Source organism: Cupriavidus sp. 01T418, assembly GCF_056398885.1.
Genome location: NZ_JBFTQG010000042.1, coordinates 1 through 17129, shown reverse-complemented (window position 1 = coordinate 17129; position 17129 = coordinate 1). Strand labels below are relative to the sequence as shown.

General features: G+C 64.2%; 15 protein-coding genes and 1 pseudogene. 4 read left to right on the top strand and 12 right to left on the bottom strand.

Annotation, left to right across the window (positions count from 1 at the left end):
- Window positions 1–61 precede the first annotated feature (61 nt).
- The 4 genes from AC1DQ3_RS28440 to AC1DQ3_RS28425 form a co-directional block, all read right to left on the bottom strand.
- Window positions 62–466, bottom strand: coding sequence for a nuclear transport factor 2 family protein (locus AC1DQ3_RS28440; RefSeq protein WP_477123491.1), 405 nt, complete (start codon window positions 464–466; stop codon window positions 62–64).
- Between the two features lie 10 nt (window positions 467–476).
- Window positions 477–1271, bottom strand: coding sequence for an IclR family transcriptional regulator domain-containing protein (locus tag AC1DQ3_RS28435; RefSeq protein WP_477123490.1), 795 nt, complete (start codon window positions 1269–1271; stop codon window positions 477–479).
- A gap of 48 nt (window positions 1272–1319) precedes the next feature.
- On the bottom strand, window positions 1320–2072 hold the full coding sequence (locus tag AC1DQ3_RS28430; protein WP_477123489.1) for a GntR family transcriptional regulator: 753 nt from the start codon (window positions 2070–2072) through the stop codon (window positions 1320–1322).
- A 1621-nt stretch (window positions 2073–3693) separates the two neighbouring features.
- Window positions 3694–4677: an AAA family ATPase gene (locus tag AC1DQ3_RS28425; RefSeq protein ID WP_477123488.1), complete on the bottom strand. Its 984-nt coding sequence runs from the start codon at window positions 4675–4677 to the stop codon at window positions 3694–3696.
- Window positions 4678–5405: 728 nt separating this feature from the next.
- Here AC1DQ3_RS28425 and AC1DQ3_RS28420 point away from each other — a divergent pair.
- Together AC1DQ3_RS28420 and AC1DQ3_RS28415 are read left to right on the top strand one after the other, a co-directional pair.
- Window positions 5406–5561, top strand: a pseudogene (locus AC1DQ3_RS28420) (transposase); the annotation flags it as partial.
- Entirely contained in the window at window positions 5561–5797 is a 237-nt protein-coding gene (locus AC1DQ3_RS28415; RefSeq protein WP_477123487.1) for a hypothetical protein, read from the top strand. The pseudogene AC1DQ3_RS28420 and the gene AC1DQ3_RS28415, both read left to right, overlap by 1 nt.
- Before the next feature lie 74 nt (window positions 5798–5871).
- Here AC1DQ3_RS28415 and AC1DQ3_RS28410 read toward each other — a convergent pair whose 3' ends face one another.
- The 8 genes from AC1DQ3_RS28410 to AC1DQ3_RS28375 all read right to left on the bottom strand — a co-directional run bounded on the left by AC1DQ3_RS28410 (window position 5872) and on the right by AC1DQ3_RS28375 (window position 15211).
- On the bottom strand, window positions 5872–7128 hold the full coding sequence (locus tag AC1DQ3_RS28410; protein ID WP_477123486.1) for a CoA transferase: 1257 nt from the start codon (window positions 7126–7128) through the stop codon (window positions 5872–5874).
- Window positions 7129–7151: 23 nt separating this feature from the next.
- Complete coding sequence (locus AC1DQ3_RS28405; protein ID WP_477123485.1) at window positions 7152–8348, bottom strand: acetyl-CoA C-acetyltransferase; 1197 nt, start codon at window positions 8346–8348, stop codon at window positions 7152–7154.
- Window positions 8345–9169, bottom strand: coding sequence for an enoyl-CoA hydratase/isomerase family protein (locus tag AC1DQ3_RS28400; RefSeq protein ID WP_477123484.1), 825 nt, complete (start codon window positions 9167–9169; stop codon window positions 8345–8347). The genes AC1DQ3_RS28405 and AC1DQ3_RS28400 overlap by 4 nt, the downstream gene beginning before the upstream one ends.
- Window positions 9162–9911 (bottom strand): 3-oxoacyl-ACP reductase FabG, encoded by a 750-nt coding sequence (fabG, locus tag AC1DQ3_RS28395; RefSeq protein WP_477123483.1) that lies wholly within the window; start codon window positions 9909–9911, stop codon window positions 9162–9164. Before fabG ends, AC1DQ3_RS28400 begins: the two co-directional genes overlap by 8 nt.
- A 47-nt stretch (window positions 9912–9958) precedes the next feature.
- Window positions 9959–10852, bottom strand: a complete 894-nt coding sequence (locus tag AC1DQ3_RS28390; protein ID WP_477123482.1) for a MaoC/PaaZ C-terminal domain-containing protein — start codon at window positions 10850–10852, stop codon at window positions 9959–9961.
- A 41-nt stretch (window positions 10853–10893) separates the two neighbouring features.
- Complete coding sequence (locus AC1DQ3_RS28385) at window positions 10894–12060, bottom strand: acyl-CoA dehydrogenase family protein (RefSeq protein ID WP_477123481.1); 1167 nt, start codon at window positions 12058–12060, stop codon at window positions 10894–10896.
- The gene (locus AC1DQ3_RS28380) at window positions 12057–14162 is read right to left on the bottom strand and encodes an acetate--CoA ligase family protein (protein WP_477123480.1); all 2106 of its coding nucleotides are present in this window, start codon (window positions 14160–14162) and stop codon (window positions 12057–12059) included. Before AC1DQ3_RS28380 ends, AC1DQ3_RS28385 begins: the two co-directional genes overlap by 4 nt.
- Window positions 14163–14227: 65 nt before the next feature.
- Window positions 14228–15211, bottom strand: a complete 984-nt coding sequence (locus AC1DQ3_RS28375; RefSeq protein WP_477123479.1) for a tripartite tricarboxylate transporter substrate binding protein — start codon at window positions 15209–15211, stop codon at window positions 14228–14230.
- Window positions 15212–15358: 147 nt separating this feature from the next.
- On the opposite strand from AC1DQ3_RS28375, the gene AC1DQ3_RS28370 reads away from it, so the two are divergent.
- Window positions 15359–16306, top strand: a complete 948-nt coding sequence (locus tag AC1DQ3_RS28370) for a LysR family transcriptional regulator (RefSeq protein ID WP_477123478.1) — start codon at window positions 15359–15361, stop codon at window positions 16304–16306.
- Between the two features lie 101 nt (window positions 16307–16407).
- Window positions 16408–17129, top strand: a 722-nt coding sequence (locus AC1DQ3_RS28365) for an aminotransferase class V-fold PLP-dependent enzyme (RefSeq protein WP_477123477.1), incomplete at its 3' end; no start/stop codon positions are given.

Below are 17129 nucleotides of genomic sequence, written 5' to 3'. Positions count from 1 at the left end.
CGCGGCTACGCCGCATTGAGGAACTGCTTAAGGCTTTGAGCGATGACTAGTGACGCTACGCTCACTCTGGCAAACGGGTCGCGTGAAACGCATACTGCTGCCAACGCTCCCCCGACCTTATCCAGACCTGCGTAGCGATGCCCCGAAATCGCTTAACCTCTTCTTGGCCATTCACACGTGCTACGTGTTCGAGGACACCGGAGACAATGACAGTTTCACCTTCCACAATGAAATTCAAATTTCTGCGTGCGATATCGAGAAATTTCACGCGCTTCTGTATGTTTTCGAGATACGAGATTCTGTCTTCGACCCTTCCATTCGCGTGTGTGTGAACAAGCTTTTCGGAAATCAAAGTGCGGAGAGTGACAATGTCCCCCTGGACGAGAGATGCACAGCGTAGCGTCTCGAGCCTCTTGATTTCTTCGATAACAGCCGCCTTCAATGAGTCATTTTCTTTATTTTTCAATTTTCGTTCTCTAAAAAATTGAGCCGCGAATCCGGATGGATTCGGCTACACCTTCTAGCTTTTTGCGGAAAACTTCCTTCAGCGCATCGTGCGAGACGGATCCGTTCGGGAAGATAAGGTTAAGCGCTCCTATGGCGCAATCGCCACGAAACAGGGGCACCGCAATAGCCGAGAAGTCTGGCTCCTCATCCCATTCGCCTAAATTCATCGCAAAGCCGCGATTCCGAGTCTCGGATAGCAGATGCTCAATGGCGACAAGATCGCGAGCTTTCTCGCCGATGTCATCGTTACGGGAAGACAGGATTGCCAGGTGCGCAGCGCGCTGATCCGGAGTGCAAGCGGCAAGGTAAGCACGTCCCGCTGCGGTGGCAAGCATAGGGAGTTGCTCATCGATTCTCGCTTGATGCTGGGACAGCATGCTCCAGCGATGAGTGGACTCTTTTATGACCATGAATCCGGCACGAGCCACAGTCATATCGGTGGGCCACATCAAGTCCCGGACAGATTGCCGCATGATTGGGCTTGCCACCTGCTCGATCCACGCCTCTTCGCGGAAGCCGTCACTGAGCTTGCGGACTTTCGCAGAGAGCCTGTATTGGCCGCCTCTGTTTCCGTTGTCGACCAGACCTTCGATCTTGAGCGTCTCGAGCAGCCGCTTCGCCGTCGTCCGATGGATGTTGCAAGCCTGAGCCAACTCGCTGGTCGACGCGAGCCCGTTCGGCATCCGGTTAAGCGCTATCAGTAGCTCCAATCCCCTGGAAAGCCCTCGCACTTCCTTGTACTGGAGAGAAGATTGGCAATCCATTTGGCGCTCCCCTAGCGGTCGGTTTTGAGTATGTGCCCTCGGCCCGCTCTAAGACGGATTCTGCGAGAGCAGCGAAGCGGGTAGCTTGGCGAGAAATTCCGAGAATCCCGCGCCACCCGATGGCAAATGCCGCTCCATCAATTGCGCTGCACGCAGTTCATCCCCGGCCTTGATGGCTTCAACGATCTGCCTGTGTTGTTCGAGGGATTGATCAATATGGCTTTGGAGCTGCAAGTCCTTGATGCGGTAGCGTTGAAGCTTGCTGCGTGCAGAGCGGATCTGCATCGCGAGGTACGGGTTTCTGCTGCCCTCATAGATAGCCTCGTGAAATCGGACATTTGCCTTGGAATACCCCTCGGCCGCCACCGCCGCGCACCCGCAGTCTTCCAACGCCGCATCAAGCGCCCGCGCCGATTCGGCATCGATCCTTCGGGCGGCCAGTTTTGCACAAAGCGCCTCACCTTCGGTAATGAACTCTAGAAGCGCCCGGACTTCACCGACCGAGAGATGCGAAACATGTGCGCCCACGTTGGGAACGATCGTGATCAGGCCGCTTGCGGCGAGCTGAGGCAACACCTCGCGAATCGGCGTCCTTGAGACACCGAAGCGCAAGGCCAAAGCCCGCTCATCCAGGGCCTCACCCGGCTTCAGCACGCCACGCTGGATTTCGTTCTCGAGAACCTCGCGGATCTCCGAGGGCTTGCGCGGACGCGGCCTCTCCTGAGGCCCTGGAGGCACTTCCCCTGATAGCGTGGGGATCTCTGGATCCGTTTCGTCGGCGGCTTTCTGAACGTTGTTCATTGTTGGAAATGGTTGGTGTAGCGGCATCTGGGTGTAAGCCCCGCAGTTGTGGCAATGAGGGCAGCCGGACGATTGAATTCCGATTGACCGGCTAGTCGCCTCCAGTGCGATGCGCAAATTATGCAATTTATGATGAATGGTGTGCAATTATGGTTTACATATATGCTATATGCAATACTAGGCACATAGGAGGAGATGTGCCGGCGCCCGGCGTCTTCACCAGTAGCAGGCCATCGTGATGGCTACACGAGCGCTCCTCACTGACCTTTCCGAGGAATCCTGCGCCCAAGGTAACGCTCAAGGGCCGCATACCTCGTCCAGCACACTAGCCCTGACGGTGCCGGTATTGCGCGATGCAATCCAGGCCTAGTGCCGCGGTATCCGCTACTGAGCCTGCCTGGTGGAAGCTGCTCCGCGCGTGGATTTGACGGGGCAGGAGGCCAGACACGTTTCACAGGCCGATTCGAACCGGGCGCAGCGCGCTGCAATCCCATTGCAGCGCGAGCGTTATCTCGACCCTCGACTACGCCTGAGTCCAATTGGTTTGTGATGGGGGTGCCGTGCCGTCGCCGTCGGCGTGGGTGTTGTCGTGCGCGGGCGCTGCAAGCCCACGTGGTCGCCGAGGTGGCGGGCGGCTGACGATCGGGTGGCGTTGTCACATTGCGGTGACCGAGCACCTTGCGTGCATGGGCGACACGTTGCTCATGAGAAACAAATGGGAACGGCCGTAGAACAAAGGAAAGTTGTCACTGTTTCCGAGGTAATGTCGTCAATCCGCGTGACAGCGGCATCGCAACCGGACGCAACATCAATAAAATCAGCGACTTACACCCAGCGAAGTAAAATTGTCACCGGCTGAGGGGCGCGAACATGTCAATCGAGGGCATGCGATCGCCTCCACAGCCCCAAAACTCTGCGCCGACTCCATCTGGCGACCGCGACCGGCAACCTGCGGGAAACGTGGCTCGCGGTATGCAAATCGAGCCCGTGGAACCTCTARCCAAGGCTCCTGCATCCCATGCCATGCTCAAAGTACGAGCGTGCCAACGCCTTGCGGTACTCCGGCTTCATGGGCCGAACASTGCCGGGTCGCCACAGATTCTGACCGTAGCGTGCTCGGCAATGCGCGCAACGATATGGCGCCTCGAGAAGCTGCACGTTCACGCGATATGGCGCTTCATGCCCGCACYGTGGACATGTCGACTCAATGGGGCAACGATGCGCAGGACATCGAGTCGCGCTCTCCATTTGGTGCAAGAGGCAGTGGTAGCCGCGTGTCATGCAGGAGCGACAGTAGCGGAACACTTCGCAATAGCGTCGCTGCTCGCCTGCCTCGATGAGTGCCATGTGCAGCGCTTTTGTTGGCAAGCCCAGTGCTTCGTTCAGCCGAACGATATCAATCAATCCCCGCTGCGGCGGAATGCTCCCGTAGGGATCGAYGTCCGGTCTTACCAGCCGCATCATAGCCGCACCAGACAACGCATTCGCCATCTTGAGTTTCCACAAGATCGAGACGAGCGACTCCCATGGCTCGATCCACTTCTTGTCGAATACGTAGCCCAGCKCCGGTGTGAGCTTTGCCTCGTCGAGCGTGAGGATAGGAAAGCGCGGTGCTCCCACCTCACAAGGCGGCGGCGACGAGGACACGTCCGGTTGCATGGCGTGACTGGACATAACCGCAATGCCGTACCGCATGAGCCCRCAACGCTGGCTCGGGACAGTAGCCCGGGCAATCCCTGATCTCGCTGTCTTTCAGCAGGATCTCAACGGCACGCGCAAACGACTCCATCGGGATCTCGAGTTTGCCTGGCAAACTGGCCTTGTGGTGCGCCGCCTCGAACGCCTCCCACAGCGCGTCGGCATCRCTGACCAGCCGATAACCAGCATCAAASGCTTGCGGAACGTAGAATCGGGTAAAGYTCCATTGGCTACGCTCAGGATAAGCCGTCTCGTCATAGCCGCTCARACACGTCGCCACGTCCTTCGCATTTCGAATGCCGTAGAAAGCCAACTCCTCGACCATCAGTCGCGCGACGATCTGAGTTTTCCCTGCCAAYTGCATGGCCGTTTTCTGAGCGAGTAATTCCTGCTGCCCGACGAGGAACGTGAACAGCTTAATCTGTTGTCGATCCAACGCATCGTGAACATCGCGCAGCCATTCSTATTCATTGTCGTTGTAGCGCTGCGCCTCATCACAGAAGAGCAGAACCGTGCCACTACCTGCCCGAGCGGCGGCCTCGCGTATCCTTAGAGCGAGGCGCATACGTTTGGCCGGGTTGGCGCCAGCGTTAGGATCCTGATCACCAACCGCTTCAAGCAGGTTTGCGAAGAACGGTCCCTCGGCATGCCTCGGTTTGTGTTCGCATCGTGCGTGGTAGCTGGTCATACGTGGATGATTGCGTGCCAACAGCAATCGCACGTACTCGATCGCCCGTGTCTTACCGATGCGCGACGGGCCGTAGATCAGCGCGCCCATCATCCTGTAGCGCAGACATCGAGTGACCAGTTCGTAGAGTTCTTCGATGGCTGGCGTGGCGATGCGATAGTTGCCGGTGACCAGGGGGTGCAGCGATGGATCGATCGGACGCGGTATTTKAATCGACATGATGACTCCCACGCGAATGTCAGGGTTAAAAGACTTGGCCAGTACCGATAGACAGTTTCTTCGGACGTGTTGGTGTTTGCGGCTCGGAGGTCTTGTCTAAGGTCGGCGCTGATGCTGCGTTCRCTGTGGGCTGCGCAGCAGATGCGCCCCGCCCCAGCGCAGTTCGCACCGTCGGCGCAGATGACAGAATTCGCTTTGCCTCCGCCAGTTCGGATGCRGCCTTCCGTGTCTTCTTTGCCTGAGCCAGCTTTCCGTGGACGTATTCCTCGATGGGATTCGCCTCGACTRGCACACGTGACCGCTTCTTGTCTTTCCTCTCCTTATCGATTTGCTGGCGTAGTTTCAGGTTGTGCCGCATCACGCCCCAGCCCCCYTGCGCCTCCAAGAGCCCCAACTCAACGCCGTCAGGTTGGAACGCACGGACACAGCGAAGATCATCGGCGTTCAGATAGATAAGCAGGCTCTTTCCGATCAGATCCGTGCTGCAGGCCAGGACGCTGCTTGTGTAGCGCACGCCATACAGCAGAGGATTTTTTGGTTAGCGGTCGCGGGCTGCTCTCCCCAGGTGCTCTTCATATGCATGCGGCCGCGACCGCTAACCAAAAAACCCTCTTCTTTATGCTCTGCAGCGCATAATCACGAATCTTGGCATGACCCCAAGTTAGGCCGATCAGCTACCTCAAGGCCAACGCTGCCGAGGGGACGCATGAAGGCAAAGTCAGCGGGTCGCGCCCAAAGACGTGAAGCCGGTGGAGTGGCGCTTGCTGAGCAATCGGGAGGCAACGGAGTTGCCGGAGCTTCTCAGCTTGATTGACTGGTACCGGGCGCGCTGGGAAGTCGAAGTCTTCTTCCATGTGCTCAAGAATGGCTGCCGGATTGAAGCGTGGGGCAAGGCTGGCAGAATCAGATCTACAGCGACGACCAGGGGCCGCTCGACGTACGCTTCACGCAGGGCAGCTACTCGGTCGTTGACCTGATGGCGCGCTACGCGTTCACGCCGACGATCTCCGCGACGCTGAACCTTTACAACCTGTTCGACAAGCAGTACTACACGAGCACGAGTTCGTCGTACTACGGTCGCCCGCACAGTGTGAGACTAGGGTTGAACGTCAGCTATTGAGCGAACCCGGTGCAATGGCTGGGCAAGCCGGCCGTTGCACCGGGTTCGCTCAATACGCATTCCCGGGGCGCCCGTCACGCACTGCCGCCGGCAGTGGGATCGCGCTCCGGGCCCGCCACCACGCCGGCATCGTGCAGCCGGCCGACGGCGGCACCGTCCAGCCCCAGGATTTCATGCAGCACCTGGTCGGTATGCGTGCCCAGCAACGCTGCCGGCAAGGTCGCCTCGCGCGCCATCGAAGGCACGCGCACTGCGGCTCCTGCCGCAATATGCTCGCCGATCCCCGGCGTCGCAATTCGCTCGAATACCGGGTTGGCAAGGCTCACGCGCGGATCGCCGGCCAACAGCTCGCCGACCGTGCTGTAACGGCCCCAGCAGACTTTGCGCGCCTCCAGCAAGCGCCCCGCCTCGGCCTGCGTGCGGGTGGCAAACCACGGCGCGACCAGTTCGGCAATGGCCTCGCGGCAGGCAAAGCGATCGGCCTCGTCGCCCAGGTTCAGGCCAGTGCGCTGTTCCAGCGCTGCCACCTGCCCGGCAATACCGCAAGCCTCCACCAGCGCCTTCCATTGACCGGCCGAGATCGCGGCTACCATCAGGCGGCCGCCGTCCCGCGTGCCAAAGTCGCGGCCAAAGGCGCCATATAGGTGGTTGCCGACCGAAGGCCGCTCCTGCTGCAGCAATTCGGCCTCGGCGAGCAGGCCGAGATGCGACAGCATGGTGAAGGCCATGTCGGACAAGGCCAGCTTCAGCTCCGCGCCTTCGCCGGTGCGCCGGCGCTGCTCCACCGCGGCGACCACGGCAAAGGCTGCTTGGTAGGCGCAGGCAATGTCCCATGCCGGCAGCACGTGGTTGACCGGCCGCTCGCGCGAGCCCCCGCCGGTCACCGCGGGATACCCGGTGGCGCAGTTGACGGTGTAGTCCACCGCCGTGCTGCCGTCGCCGTTGCCCTGGATGGTGCAGCTGATCATGTCTGCACGCCGCGCGGCCAGTGTCTCGTGCGCGAGCCACGGCGTGCCGATATTGGTCAGCAGCGCGCCGGCGTCCGGCCCGGGGGCCGTCGCCAGTGCCTGCACCAGCTCGCGCCCTTCGGGCATGCGCAGGTCGACCGCGATGGAGCGCTTACCCTTGTTCAGTGCGGTCCAATACAGGCTGCGCCCTTTGCCGTCGGCCTGCGGCATGCGCGGCATGCGCAGGTAGTCGATGCCGCCGCCGATCATGTCCACGCGAATCACGTCGGCGCCGAACTGGGCCAGCGTCAGGCCAGCCAGCGGCGCTGCGATAAAGGCCGAGCTTTCGATCACGCGCAGCCGGTTGAGGAAGGGGTAGGTCATGGGAGCGATCCGTGATTGCGGTGTCAGGCGCGTTCGAACACGGCGGCGATGCCCTGGCCGCCGCCGATGCACATGGTTTCCAGCCCATAGCGCGCGCCGCGCCGGCCCAGTTCGTGCATCAGCGAAGTCATGATGCGCACGCCGGTGGCGCCCACCGGATGCCCCAGCGAAATGCCGGATCCGTTCACGTTGAAGCGCTCCGGATCGTTCCAGCCCCAGCCCTTGGCGCAGGCCAGCGCCTGGCAGGCAAAGGCTTCGTTCAGCTCCACGAGGTCCATGTCATCGAAGCCGAGCCCGTTCTTGCCGAACAGCTTCTTGACCGCGGGCACCGGGCCGATGCCCATGTGCGACGGCTCGCAACCGGCCACGGCCCAGCTATGCAGGTAGCCGACGGGCTCCAGGCCCAGCTCTTCCAGCTTGTCTTCGGCCACGATCAGGCAAGCCGCGGCGGCATCGTTCTGCTGGCAGGCATTGCCTGCGGTGACGATGCCGTCCTTCATCAGGGGCTTGAGCCGCGCGAGCTGCTCGATGGTGAGGTCGGCACGGATGCCTTCGTCCTCGCTCACGATCAGCGCATCGCCCTTGCGCTGCGGCACGCTGACCGGCACCACTTCCTGTGCGAACTTGCCGCTGGACCACGCGGCGGCGGCGCGCTGGTGGCTGCGCAGCGCAAAGGCGTCGGCCTCCTCCCGCGAGATGCCGTAGTCGCGCGCCAGGTTCTCGGCGGTCTCGATCATGCCGGAGATGCGGCCAAAGCGGGGTTCGGGCTGAGAGCGCTCGCGCCCGCGCTCCAGGCGGTCGTGGAACTTCACCGTGCCGGCGCGCTTGCCCCAACGCATATCGGTGGTGTAGTACTCCACGTTGCTCATGCTCTCGACGCCGCCGGCCATCACGACATCGGCGGCGCCGGTCTGCACCATCATCGCGGCCGTGGCGATGGCCTGCAACCCGCTGCCGCAGCGGCGGTCAAGCTGCATCCCAGCAACGCTGATGGGAAAGCCGGCCTGCAGCGCCACCCAGCGGCCGGTGCAAGGCACCTCGCCGTTGGCGTAGGAATGGGCGAACACCACGTCCTCGATGCGGGCCGGGTCCAGGCCGATCCGCTCGACCACGGCGCGTGCGACGGTGGCGCCGAGTTCTTCGACGGAGATGCTGCGCAGGCTCCCGCCGAACGCGCCGATTGGCGTACGCAGGGGGGAGACGATTGCGGCTCGTTTCATGATGGCATCCTATGTTCTTGATGCAGTTCGTCGGTGCCGAACTGCGGGGTTTCCCGGGCGAAGAAGGCACGCACGCCTTCCTGCGCTTCCTTGGAACTGAAGACGCGGTCGGACAGCGGCAGCGCCCGCCGCATGGCCTCGTCTTCCGTGGTATCAAAGCTCAGGTCGATGGCCTGCTTGCATAGCGCCAGCGCCAGCGGCGGGCGCTGCGCCAGCGTGGCGGCCAGCGCCAGGGCCGCTTCCAGCGCCTGGCCCGGCGGCGCCACGCGGTTGACCAGGCCCCAGGCCAGCGCGGTGGCCGCGTCGATGGGCTCGCCCAGGAACATCAGCTCCTTGGCACGGCCCTCGCCCACCCGGCGCGTGACGCGCACCGGGCCGCCACTACCGGGGAACACGCCGAGCTTGATCTCGGGCAGCGCGAAGCGCGCCGCCCCATCCGCCACGATCAGGTCGCAGCAGACAGCGATTTCCAGTCCACCACCAAACGCCAGGCCGTTGACCGCCGCCACCGTCGGCTTCGGAAAATCGTCCAGCCGCCCGAACACCGCATGCTGCAAGGCCAGCTTGCCGGGCACGATCAGCCCCGGCTCCATCAGCGGACGAAACTCGGTAATATCGGACCCCGCGCAGAAGGCACGCGTGCCGGCCCCCGTAAGGACCACGGCGCGCACGGCAGGATCGCGCTCCAGCGCATGCAGCGCACGGTCCAGCGCCTCGGTCAGGCCGCGGAAGACTACGTTCAGCGGCGGGTTGTCCAGCGTCAGCGTGGCGATGCCGTCCTTGACCAAGCAGCGCACCGGCCCTTCGTCGATCTCAGCCATAGCGCCCACCAGTGACGTGCAGGACCTCGCCGGTAATAAAGCTGGCGCGCTCCGAGGCGAGGAAGGCAACCGCATCGGCGATGTCGCCCGGCCGGCCCATCCGCTTGATCGGCTGCGCGGCAACGGCGCGCTCCTTGATGGTCTCGTAGGTGGGCAAGGCCTGCACCATCTCGGTTTCCATAAAGCCCGGGGCCACGCAATTGACCGTGACGCCGTAGCGCCCCTCCTCCAGGGCAAGTGCCTTGGCCATGCCGATCAGCCCCGCCTTGGCCGCCGAATAGTTGGCTTGCGTGGGATTGCCGAAGTGCGCGCGCGAGCTGATGTTGATGACCCTCCCCCAGCCCTGCTCGATAAAGCACGGCATCAYGGCCTTGCTGGCCAGGAAGGCGCCCTTGAGCATCACCTCCATCACCAGGTCCCAGTCCTCCTCGGTCATCTTGACGAGGTACTTGTCGCGCGGGAATCCGGCGTTGTTCACCAGGATGTGGACCCCGCCGAAGTGAGCGACGGTTTCATCTACCAGCCGCCGCACCTCGCCACCCTTGGTAATGTCGACGACGATGCAATGCGCCTGCAAGCCGTCTGCGCGCAGCGCGGCAGCCGTGGCTTCAGCCTGCTCCCGCAGGATGTCCGTGATGACGACCTTCACGCCTTCTTGCGCCAGGTGGCGTGCCGTGGCGGCGCCCAGGCCGCGGGCCGAGCCCGTGACGATGGCGACTTTATCCTTGATCTGCAGATCCATTCGATTCTCCTCGGATTACGTGTACTGGGATTGCTGCGCTGGCAGCGTCAGATTGGAACGGGCGACTGGCTGAGGTCGACGCGGCCGGCATTGAGCACCTCCACGCCGCGTTCCAGCGCCGTGGTACGCAGCGACACAACCTGGCCATCGACCCACAGCGCGGTGCGCAGCGTCTCGCCGGGCAGCACCGGCGCGGTAAAGCGCACCCGCATGCCACGTACCGTCGTGGCGTCGTAGGCCAGTACGGTCTTCAGCACAGCGTGCATGGCGATGCCCATCGTGCACAGGCCATGCAGGATGGGCCGCGAGAACCCGGCCGCCTGTGCCACCGCCGGATCGGCGTGCAAGGGATTGAAGTCCCCGTTGAGGCGGTACAGCAGCGCGGCCTGCGGCAGTGTCGCCAGATCGCACACGGCATCCGGCTCGCGCTCGGGCATGGCATGCGGGCGCGGCGGCGAGCCCGCCGCGGCGCCGTCCGCGGCAAAGCCGCCGTCGGCACGCAGCATGGTGGTCTGGGTCACGGTGGCTAACAAGTCGCCGGTGGCCCCGTCATGCACCCGGCGTTCCTGCATCATCAGCGCGCCCTTGTCCGGGCCCTTGTCGTACAGCGCGGTGACCTTGCTCCTGCCAACCACCCGCCCCTGCGCCGGCAGCGGCTGGTGCAGCACGAACGCCTGCTCGGCGTGCACCAGCTTCTGCCAGGTGATGCCGGTGTCGGGCTGGTCGGCCCAGAAGCCGCTGTAGCCCAGCACGTTGACCAGCGTGGGCAGCGCCTGCAGGCCGCCGTGTGCGCGCTCGAAGACGTAGCGCAACTGGCCCGCGTCCAGCGGATCGGCGCCCAGGCCAATGCCCAGCGCGTAGAGCATGCTGTCGCGCGCGCTGTAGGATTGCTCGACGGGCGCGAATTGGCGGTTAAGGAGGTGCTTGGGATCGAGGGGCATGGCAGGCTCCGCTATGGTTGCTGGATCGATGGCGATGCGTGTCAGGCCTGCGCCACGGCGTCGCGGATCATGTTGCGGGCGATGACGATCTGCTGGATCTGCGTGGTGCCTTCAAAGATCCGGAACAAGCGCACATCGCGGTAGAAACGCTCGATGCCGCTGTCGGCGACATAGCCGGCGCCGCCGAAGATCTGCACCGCGCGGTCGGCCACGCGGCCGCACATCTCGGAGGCAAACAGCTTGCAGCAGGCCGCGTGGGTGGAGACGTTCAGGCCGTCGTCGCGCTTGCGCGCCGTGTCCAGCAGCATGCTGCGGGCGGCGTACAGCTCCGCCTGGCTGTCGGCCAGCATCGCCTGCACCAGTTGGAAGCTGGCGATCGGCTGGCCGAACTGGCGGCGCTCCGTGGCGTAGCGCAAGGCATCGCGCAGCATCCGCTCGGCCACCCCCACGCAGACAGCGGCAATATGGATGCGGCCCTTGTCCAGCACCTTCATCGCGGTGCGAAAGCCCTGTCCCGTGTTGCCGGCGCCGCCGATGATGCGGCTGGATGGCACCCTGACGTTGTCGAAGATCACATCACAGGTATGCGAGCCGCGGTGGCCCATCTTGCGGTCCCGCTTGCCGAAGCTGATGCCCGGCGCGCCGGCATCCACGACAAAGGCGGTGATGCCGGCCGGGCCCGGGATGGTGCTGTCGGTCCGCGCCATCACCGTGAAGATGCCGGCATAGGGTACATTGGTGATGTAGCGCTTGGTGCCATTGATCACGTAGTGATCGCCATCAGCGCGCGCGGTGGTACGCAGGGACGCAGCGTCGGAGCCAGCATCTGGCTCGGTCAGGGCAAACGAGGCCAGAATCTCGCCGCTGGCCAGGCGCGGCAGGAATTCGTGCTTCTGTGCCTCCGTGCCGTCCATCAGGATGCCCTGCGAGCCGATGCCGATGGTTGTGCCGATCAACGAGCGGAACGCCGGCGAGGTCTGGCACAGTTCGATGGCGGCCAGCGCTTCTTCCTCGGTGGTGAGCCCAAGCCCACCGTATTCCTCCGGGATGGTCATGCCGCACAGGCCCAGGTCCTTCATGCCCTGAACGATATACGGCGGGATCTCGTCGGTCTCGTCGACCTGATGCTCGGCCGGCACGAGTGCCTCGCGCACGAAGCGCCGGATGCTGTCGAGCAGGGCTTCCAGGGTTTCGGCGTCGCGGATCATTGGGACAGCTCCGTCACCTCGATCACCGCGTCGACGGCAAACACGCCCTGTCCTTCCGGCATGGCGAGCACGGGATTCAGGTCGACCGACTGCAAGCGCGGACCGGCCTGGTGGGCAAACACCGACAGCCGCGCCAGCATGCCCGCCAGCGCCGTGATATCCACCGGCGGCCTGCCGCGCGCGCCCAGCAGCAGCGGTGCGCCCTTGATGGAGCGGATCATCTGCTCCGCCACGTCCTCGCCGAACGGGCAGCGGTGCAGCACCACGTCCTTCATCACTTCCACAAAGATCCCGCCCAGCCCGAACATGGCCACTGGGCCAAAGACGGGATCGCGCTGGATGCCGAGAATGCATTCCACGCCGCCGCTGAGCTGTTTGGCGACCAGCACGCCTTGGAGACGCGCGCCGGGCGCGGCTTGCTTGCCGCGCGCCATCAGCAGGTCGAAGCCGGTGCGCACGCTCTCGCTATCGGTGACGTTCAGTAGCACGCCGCCGATCTCGGACTTGTGCTGGATATCGGGCGACAGGATCTTGAGGACCACGGGATAGCCCAGTGCCTCAGCTGCCGCTATTGCCTCGTTAGCCGTGGCGCAGGCGCGTTCCGGGGCCACGGCGATGCCCGCCTGCGCCAGCACTCGCTTGGCCTCAGCCTCGCTTGGCGTGCTGCCGGGCAGTTCCACCGGGAGCACCTCAGGCGGCGGCAGGCCGGGGCCGCGCGCGAAGGCTTGCCCAAACCGGCCCATGGCTTCGATGGCCACCACGGCGCGGGTGGGATCCTCGAACACGGAGAAGCCATCGGCCTCGTACTCGCGCACGCGCTCGGGCGATGCCAGCACCGACAGCAGGTAGAGTCGGTCCGGATGCTTGTCGCGCACGGCCTTGAGCTGTTCGCGCAGGCGCGGCGCAATCGACGCGGCGCCGCCGGTGTAAGTGAAGAAGCCCAGCACGGACTGGTAGCCGCCCTCGGCCACCACCGCTTCCGTGAAGCGGCCCGCGATGGTCATGTCGTTCAGGAACTGCGCCGTGCAGTCCACCGGGTTGCGCGGTGCCGCAAAGGGCAGCAACGCCTTCAGGCGTTGCTGGGTGGCGGTCGGCATTTCCGGCATCGGCAAGCCAGCCACTTCGGCTGCATCGGAAATAATTACTCCGGCGCCGCCGCTGACGGTGATCACGCCCAGGGAATTGTTGGCCGGATAGATGCGGCGCGTGGCCAGCCGTGCCACGTCGAGCATATGCTCCGTGGAGCGGGCGCGCACCACGCCGAACTCGGCGAGCACGGCATCGGTCACGGCGTCGTTGCCCGCCAGCGAGGCCGTGTGCGACTGCGCCGCGGCGCTGCCCACCGCGCTGGTGCCGACCTTCATCATGACCACCGGCTTTCTGGCCTTGCGCGCGGCCTCCAGCGCCTGCAACAGGCGCTCGCCGTCGCGGATGCCTTCGGAATAGACCGCGATCACATCGGTGTCCTCGTCGTCCACCATGGCTTGGACGATGTCGCCCAAGGTGATATCGCTCTCATTGCCGCTCATCACGCAGGCCGACACGCCAATGCCCGCGTCGCGCGCAATGCCAAGAATGTGGCTGCCATATGCGCCGGACTGGCTGGCGATGCCGACGCGGCCGGCCACCGGAAAGCCCATCTCCACGACCGAGGTGAAGCTGCCGTAGAAGCCGGTGCCAGGGTTGACCACGCCCAGCGAGTTGGGGCCAAGCAGGCGCATGCCGTATTCGCGCGCCGAAGCCACCATGCGCTGCTGGATGTCGGCGCCCTCCTCGCCAGCCTCGGCAAAGCCGGCGGAAAACACGATTGCCGCCGCCGTGCCGCGCTCCGCCAGCTCCGCCACCACGGCGGGCGCCAGCTTGGCGGCCACCGCCACGATGGCCACGTCCGGCGTTTCCGGCAGCTCGGCCACGCTGGCGTGGGCTTCCAGGCCCTGAATGGTGGCGCGATTGGGGTTGACCGGCATCAGGCGGCCCTGGTACCCCTGGCTGCGCATGTAGTCGATAGACCGACCGCCGATGCGCAGCGGATCGTCCGACGCGCCGATCACAGCAACGGAACGCGGGCGAAGGAGACGGACAAGGGGATTACGGTCTGGCATGGCGAGATCGCTTGCAAAAGAAATGATGGCGGGAACGCGTCGGGGCTAAGGTGAGCCGCTGCGGCTTATTCGACCTTGGCGCCAGAGGTCTTGACGACCTTCGCCCAACGGTCGATCTCGGAACGGATCAATGCGCTGAACTGCTCGGGCGTGCCCGGCGACGGCTCGAAGCCCTGCGCGCGCAGCCGCTCTTTCATGTCCGGCGCGTCCAGCGCCTTGTGGATCTCGGCATTGAGCTTGTCGATGATTGGCTTGGGCGTATTCGCGGGCGCCATCAGGCCATTCCACGCCAGGGTCTCGAAGCCCTGCACACCGGATTCGGCCACGGTCGGCACACCAGGCAGCAGCGGCGAGCGCTTGGCGCCGGTGATGGCGATCGCGCGCAGCTTGCCGCCATTGACCTGCGGCAGCGCCGAGAACATCAGGTCCATCACCAGTTGGGCATTGCCCGCCATCACGTCCGCCATGGCGGGCGCGCTGCCGCTATACGGGATGTGGGTCATCTTCACGCCAGCCATCGAGCTCAGCAGCTCGGTCGCCAGGTGCGTGGACGAACCGTTGCCCGCCGAGCCGAAGTTGATCGAGCCGGGCTTGGCCTTGGCCGCGGCAATCACGTCCTGAATGGTCTTGTAGGGCAGCGACGGCGTCACCATCACCAACATCGGGCCGCGTGTGAGTTCGCTCACCGGGGTGAGATCGGTCTTGATGTTGTAGCGCAGGTTCTTGTAGAGCGAAGGATGGATCGAATGCCCCGTCGTCACCAGCAGCAGTGTGTAGCCGTCCGGCGCCGCGCGGGCCACCTGCTCCGCGCCCAGGTTGCCGGAGGCGCCGGGCTTGTTCTCGACCACGAAAGGCTGGCCCATGCTGTCGCCCAGCTTCTGCGCCAGCAGGCGCACCACGATGTCATTGGTGCCGCCCGGCGGGTATGGCACGACGATCTTGACGGGCTTGGCCGGGAAGGCCTGCGCCAGGGATAGCGCAGGCAGGGTTAGCGCGGCGGTGGCCGCAATTGCAGTGGCAGTGGCAAGCCAGCGTTTCGTGCTGATCATCGATTGTCTCCGGTCTGAGGTTAGGCGCGGCTGAATCTGTGTCCCGCGCCCTCGGCTTCTTTGTGCCTGTTTCAGAAACAATCGTAAGTAATGCCATATACTTAATCCAATACTTTACATGCACCGAGCTATACACGAGGTATATGGATGGATCTGCGTCAACTCAAGCAATTCGTGGCCGTCGCCGAGACCAGCAGCTTCAGCCGGGCGGCCGAACGGCTCTTCATGGCACAGCCCCCGCTCTCGGTCGCCATCCGCAAACTGGAGGAGGAACTCGGCACGGCCCTGTTCGAGCGCACCGCCCGCGGCGTACGCCTGACCGCCCCCGGCGAGTCCGCCTTGCAAGCCGCCAGGAAATGCCTGCAAAACGCCGAAGAAGTGACCGCGGCCGCGCGTGCCACTGCCAGCGGCGAAGCCGGACGGCTGCGCATCGGATTTATCGGATCGGTCACGTTCGGCTTGCTGCCGCGGCTCATACAGGCGTTCACCAAAGGCCACCCACAGGTCAAGCTGGAGTTGCGCGAAGGCACCAACCTCGAACTGCTATCGATGGTGGAAAGTGGCGAGCTCGACGTAGGCTTTGTGCGCGTGCCCACCGCCCGCCCGGAGAACGTCCGCTTCCAACTGATCCAGACCGATGTATTCTGTGCCGCGCTCCCGCGCGGCCACGCCCTGGCCAGGCAAAAGCAGATCGCCTTACACGACCTCGCCGACTGCCCCCTGATCGGCTACACGCCCTCCCGCGTGGGCGGCTTGCAAGCCGCGGTATCACACCTGTTCGCGCGCGCCGGCATCAGCCCCTACATCGCGCAGGAGGCCGTTCAGGTGCAGACCGTGGTGGGGCTGGTGGAAAGTGGGCTCGGCGTCGCGCTGGTGCCATCCGTCAACGCATCGCACGCATCGGGCCGCGTGGTATTCCGCCCGATCTCCGATTTGCCGCCGGATGCGTCAATCGGGATTTCGCTGGCGTATCACGCGCAGGCCGAAACCGCCGTTACGCAGCGCTTTCGCGAGAGTATCGAGGTGCCGGCGGCGAAGGAGCCTGTGGTTGGGCKCCAGGCAGTTAAGCGCAGTGGCGGCAAGCGGCTGGGGTAGCGCTGTAGAGCTACGCGCTGGCGTGGGCACCTCGCGAGCAAGACGCACATGTTAAGCTTGGCCCTGGCGGATGTCTGCCCAACTGCCGGTGGTAATCGTTCATGCCCTCGCTGGCCAAGGTGGTGGCAGCGCTGAACCAGAACGTCGTGAAGCTCGAGACGTCGGGCGCGCTGACAGGGCTCGAGCGCCAAGTCATCGGCATGCTGCACAAGCTGGTGTTTGCCCAGGACAGCGCGTTCTATGCGAGATGGCTGCACGATGCCGACCACGCGCTCGGCGCGATCTGTTCTGGCGGCACGGTCGCCAACCTCACCGCGTTATGGGCGAGCCGCAACAACTTGCTGGGCGCGCGTGATGGCTTCGCCGGCATCCATCGCGCCGGACTGGTGGCTGCGCTACGCCATTACGGCCATGACGGGCTTGCAATCGTCGTCTCGGAGCGCGGGCACTACTCGTTGCGAAAGGCAGCCGATGTCCTTGGCATTGGGCGCGACAATCTCGTGCCGGTCGGGGTCGATGCAGACGGTCGCATGCGCATCGACCTGCTGCGCGACACCATGCGTGACCTGCAGCAGCGCAACATCCGGCCGATGGCGATCGTCGGCATAGCGGGGACGACGGAGACGGGCGCGGTCGATCCGCTCGACGCGATTGCGGATGTTGCGCACGAGGCCGGCTGCCATTTCCACGTGGATGCCGCATGGGGCGGCGCAACACTGCTGTCGGAGCGCGAGCGCTGGCGCTTCGCGGGCATCGAGCGTGCCGATTCCGTCGTCATCGATGCGCACAAACAGTTCTACGTGCCGATGGGTGCCGGTGCCGG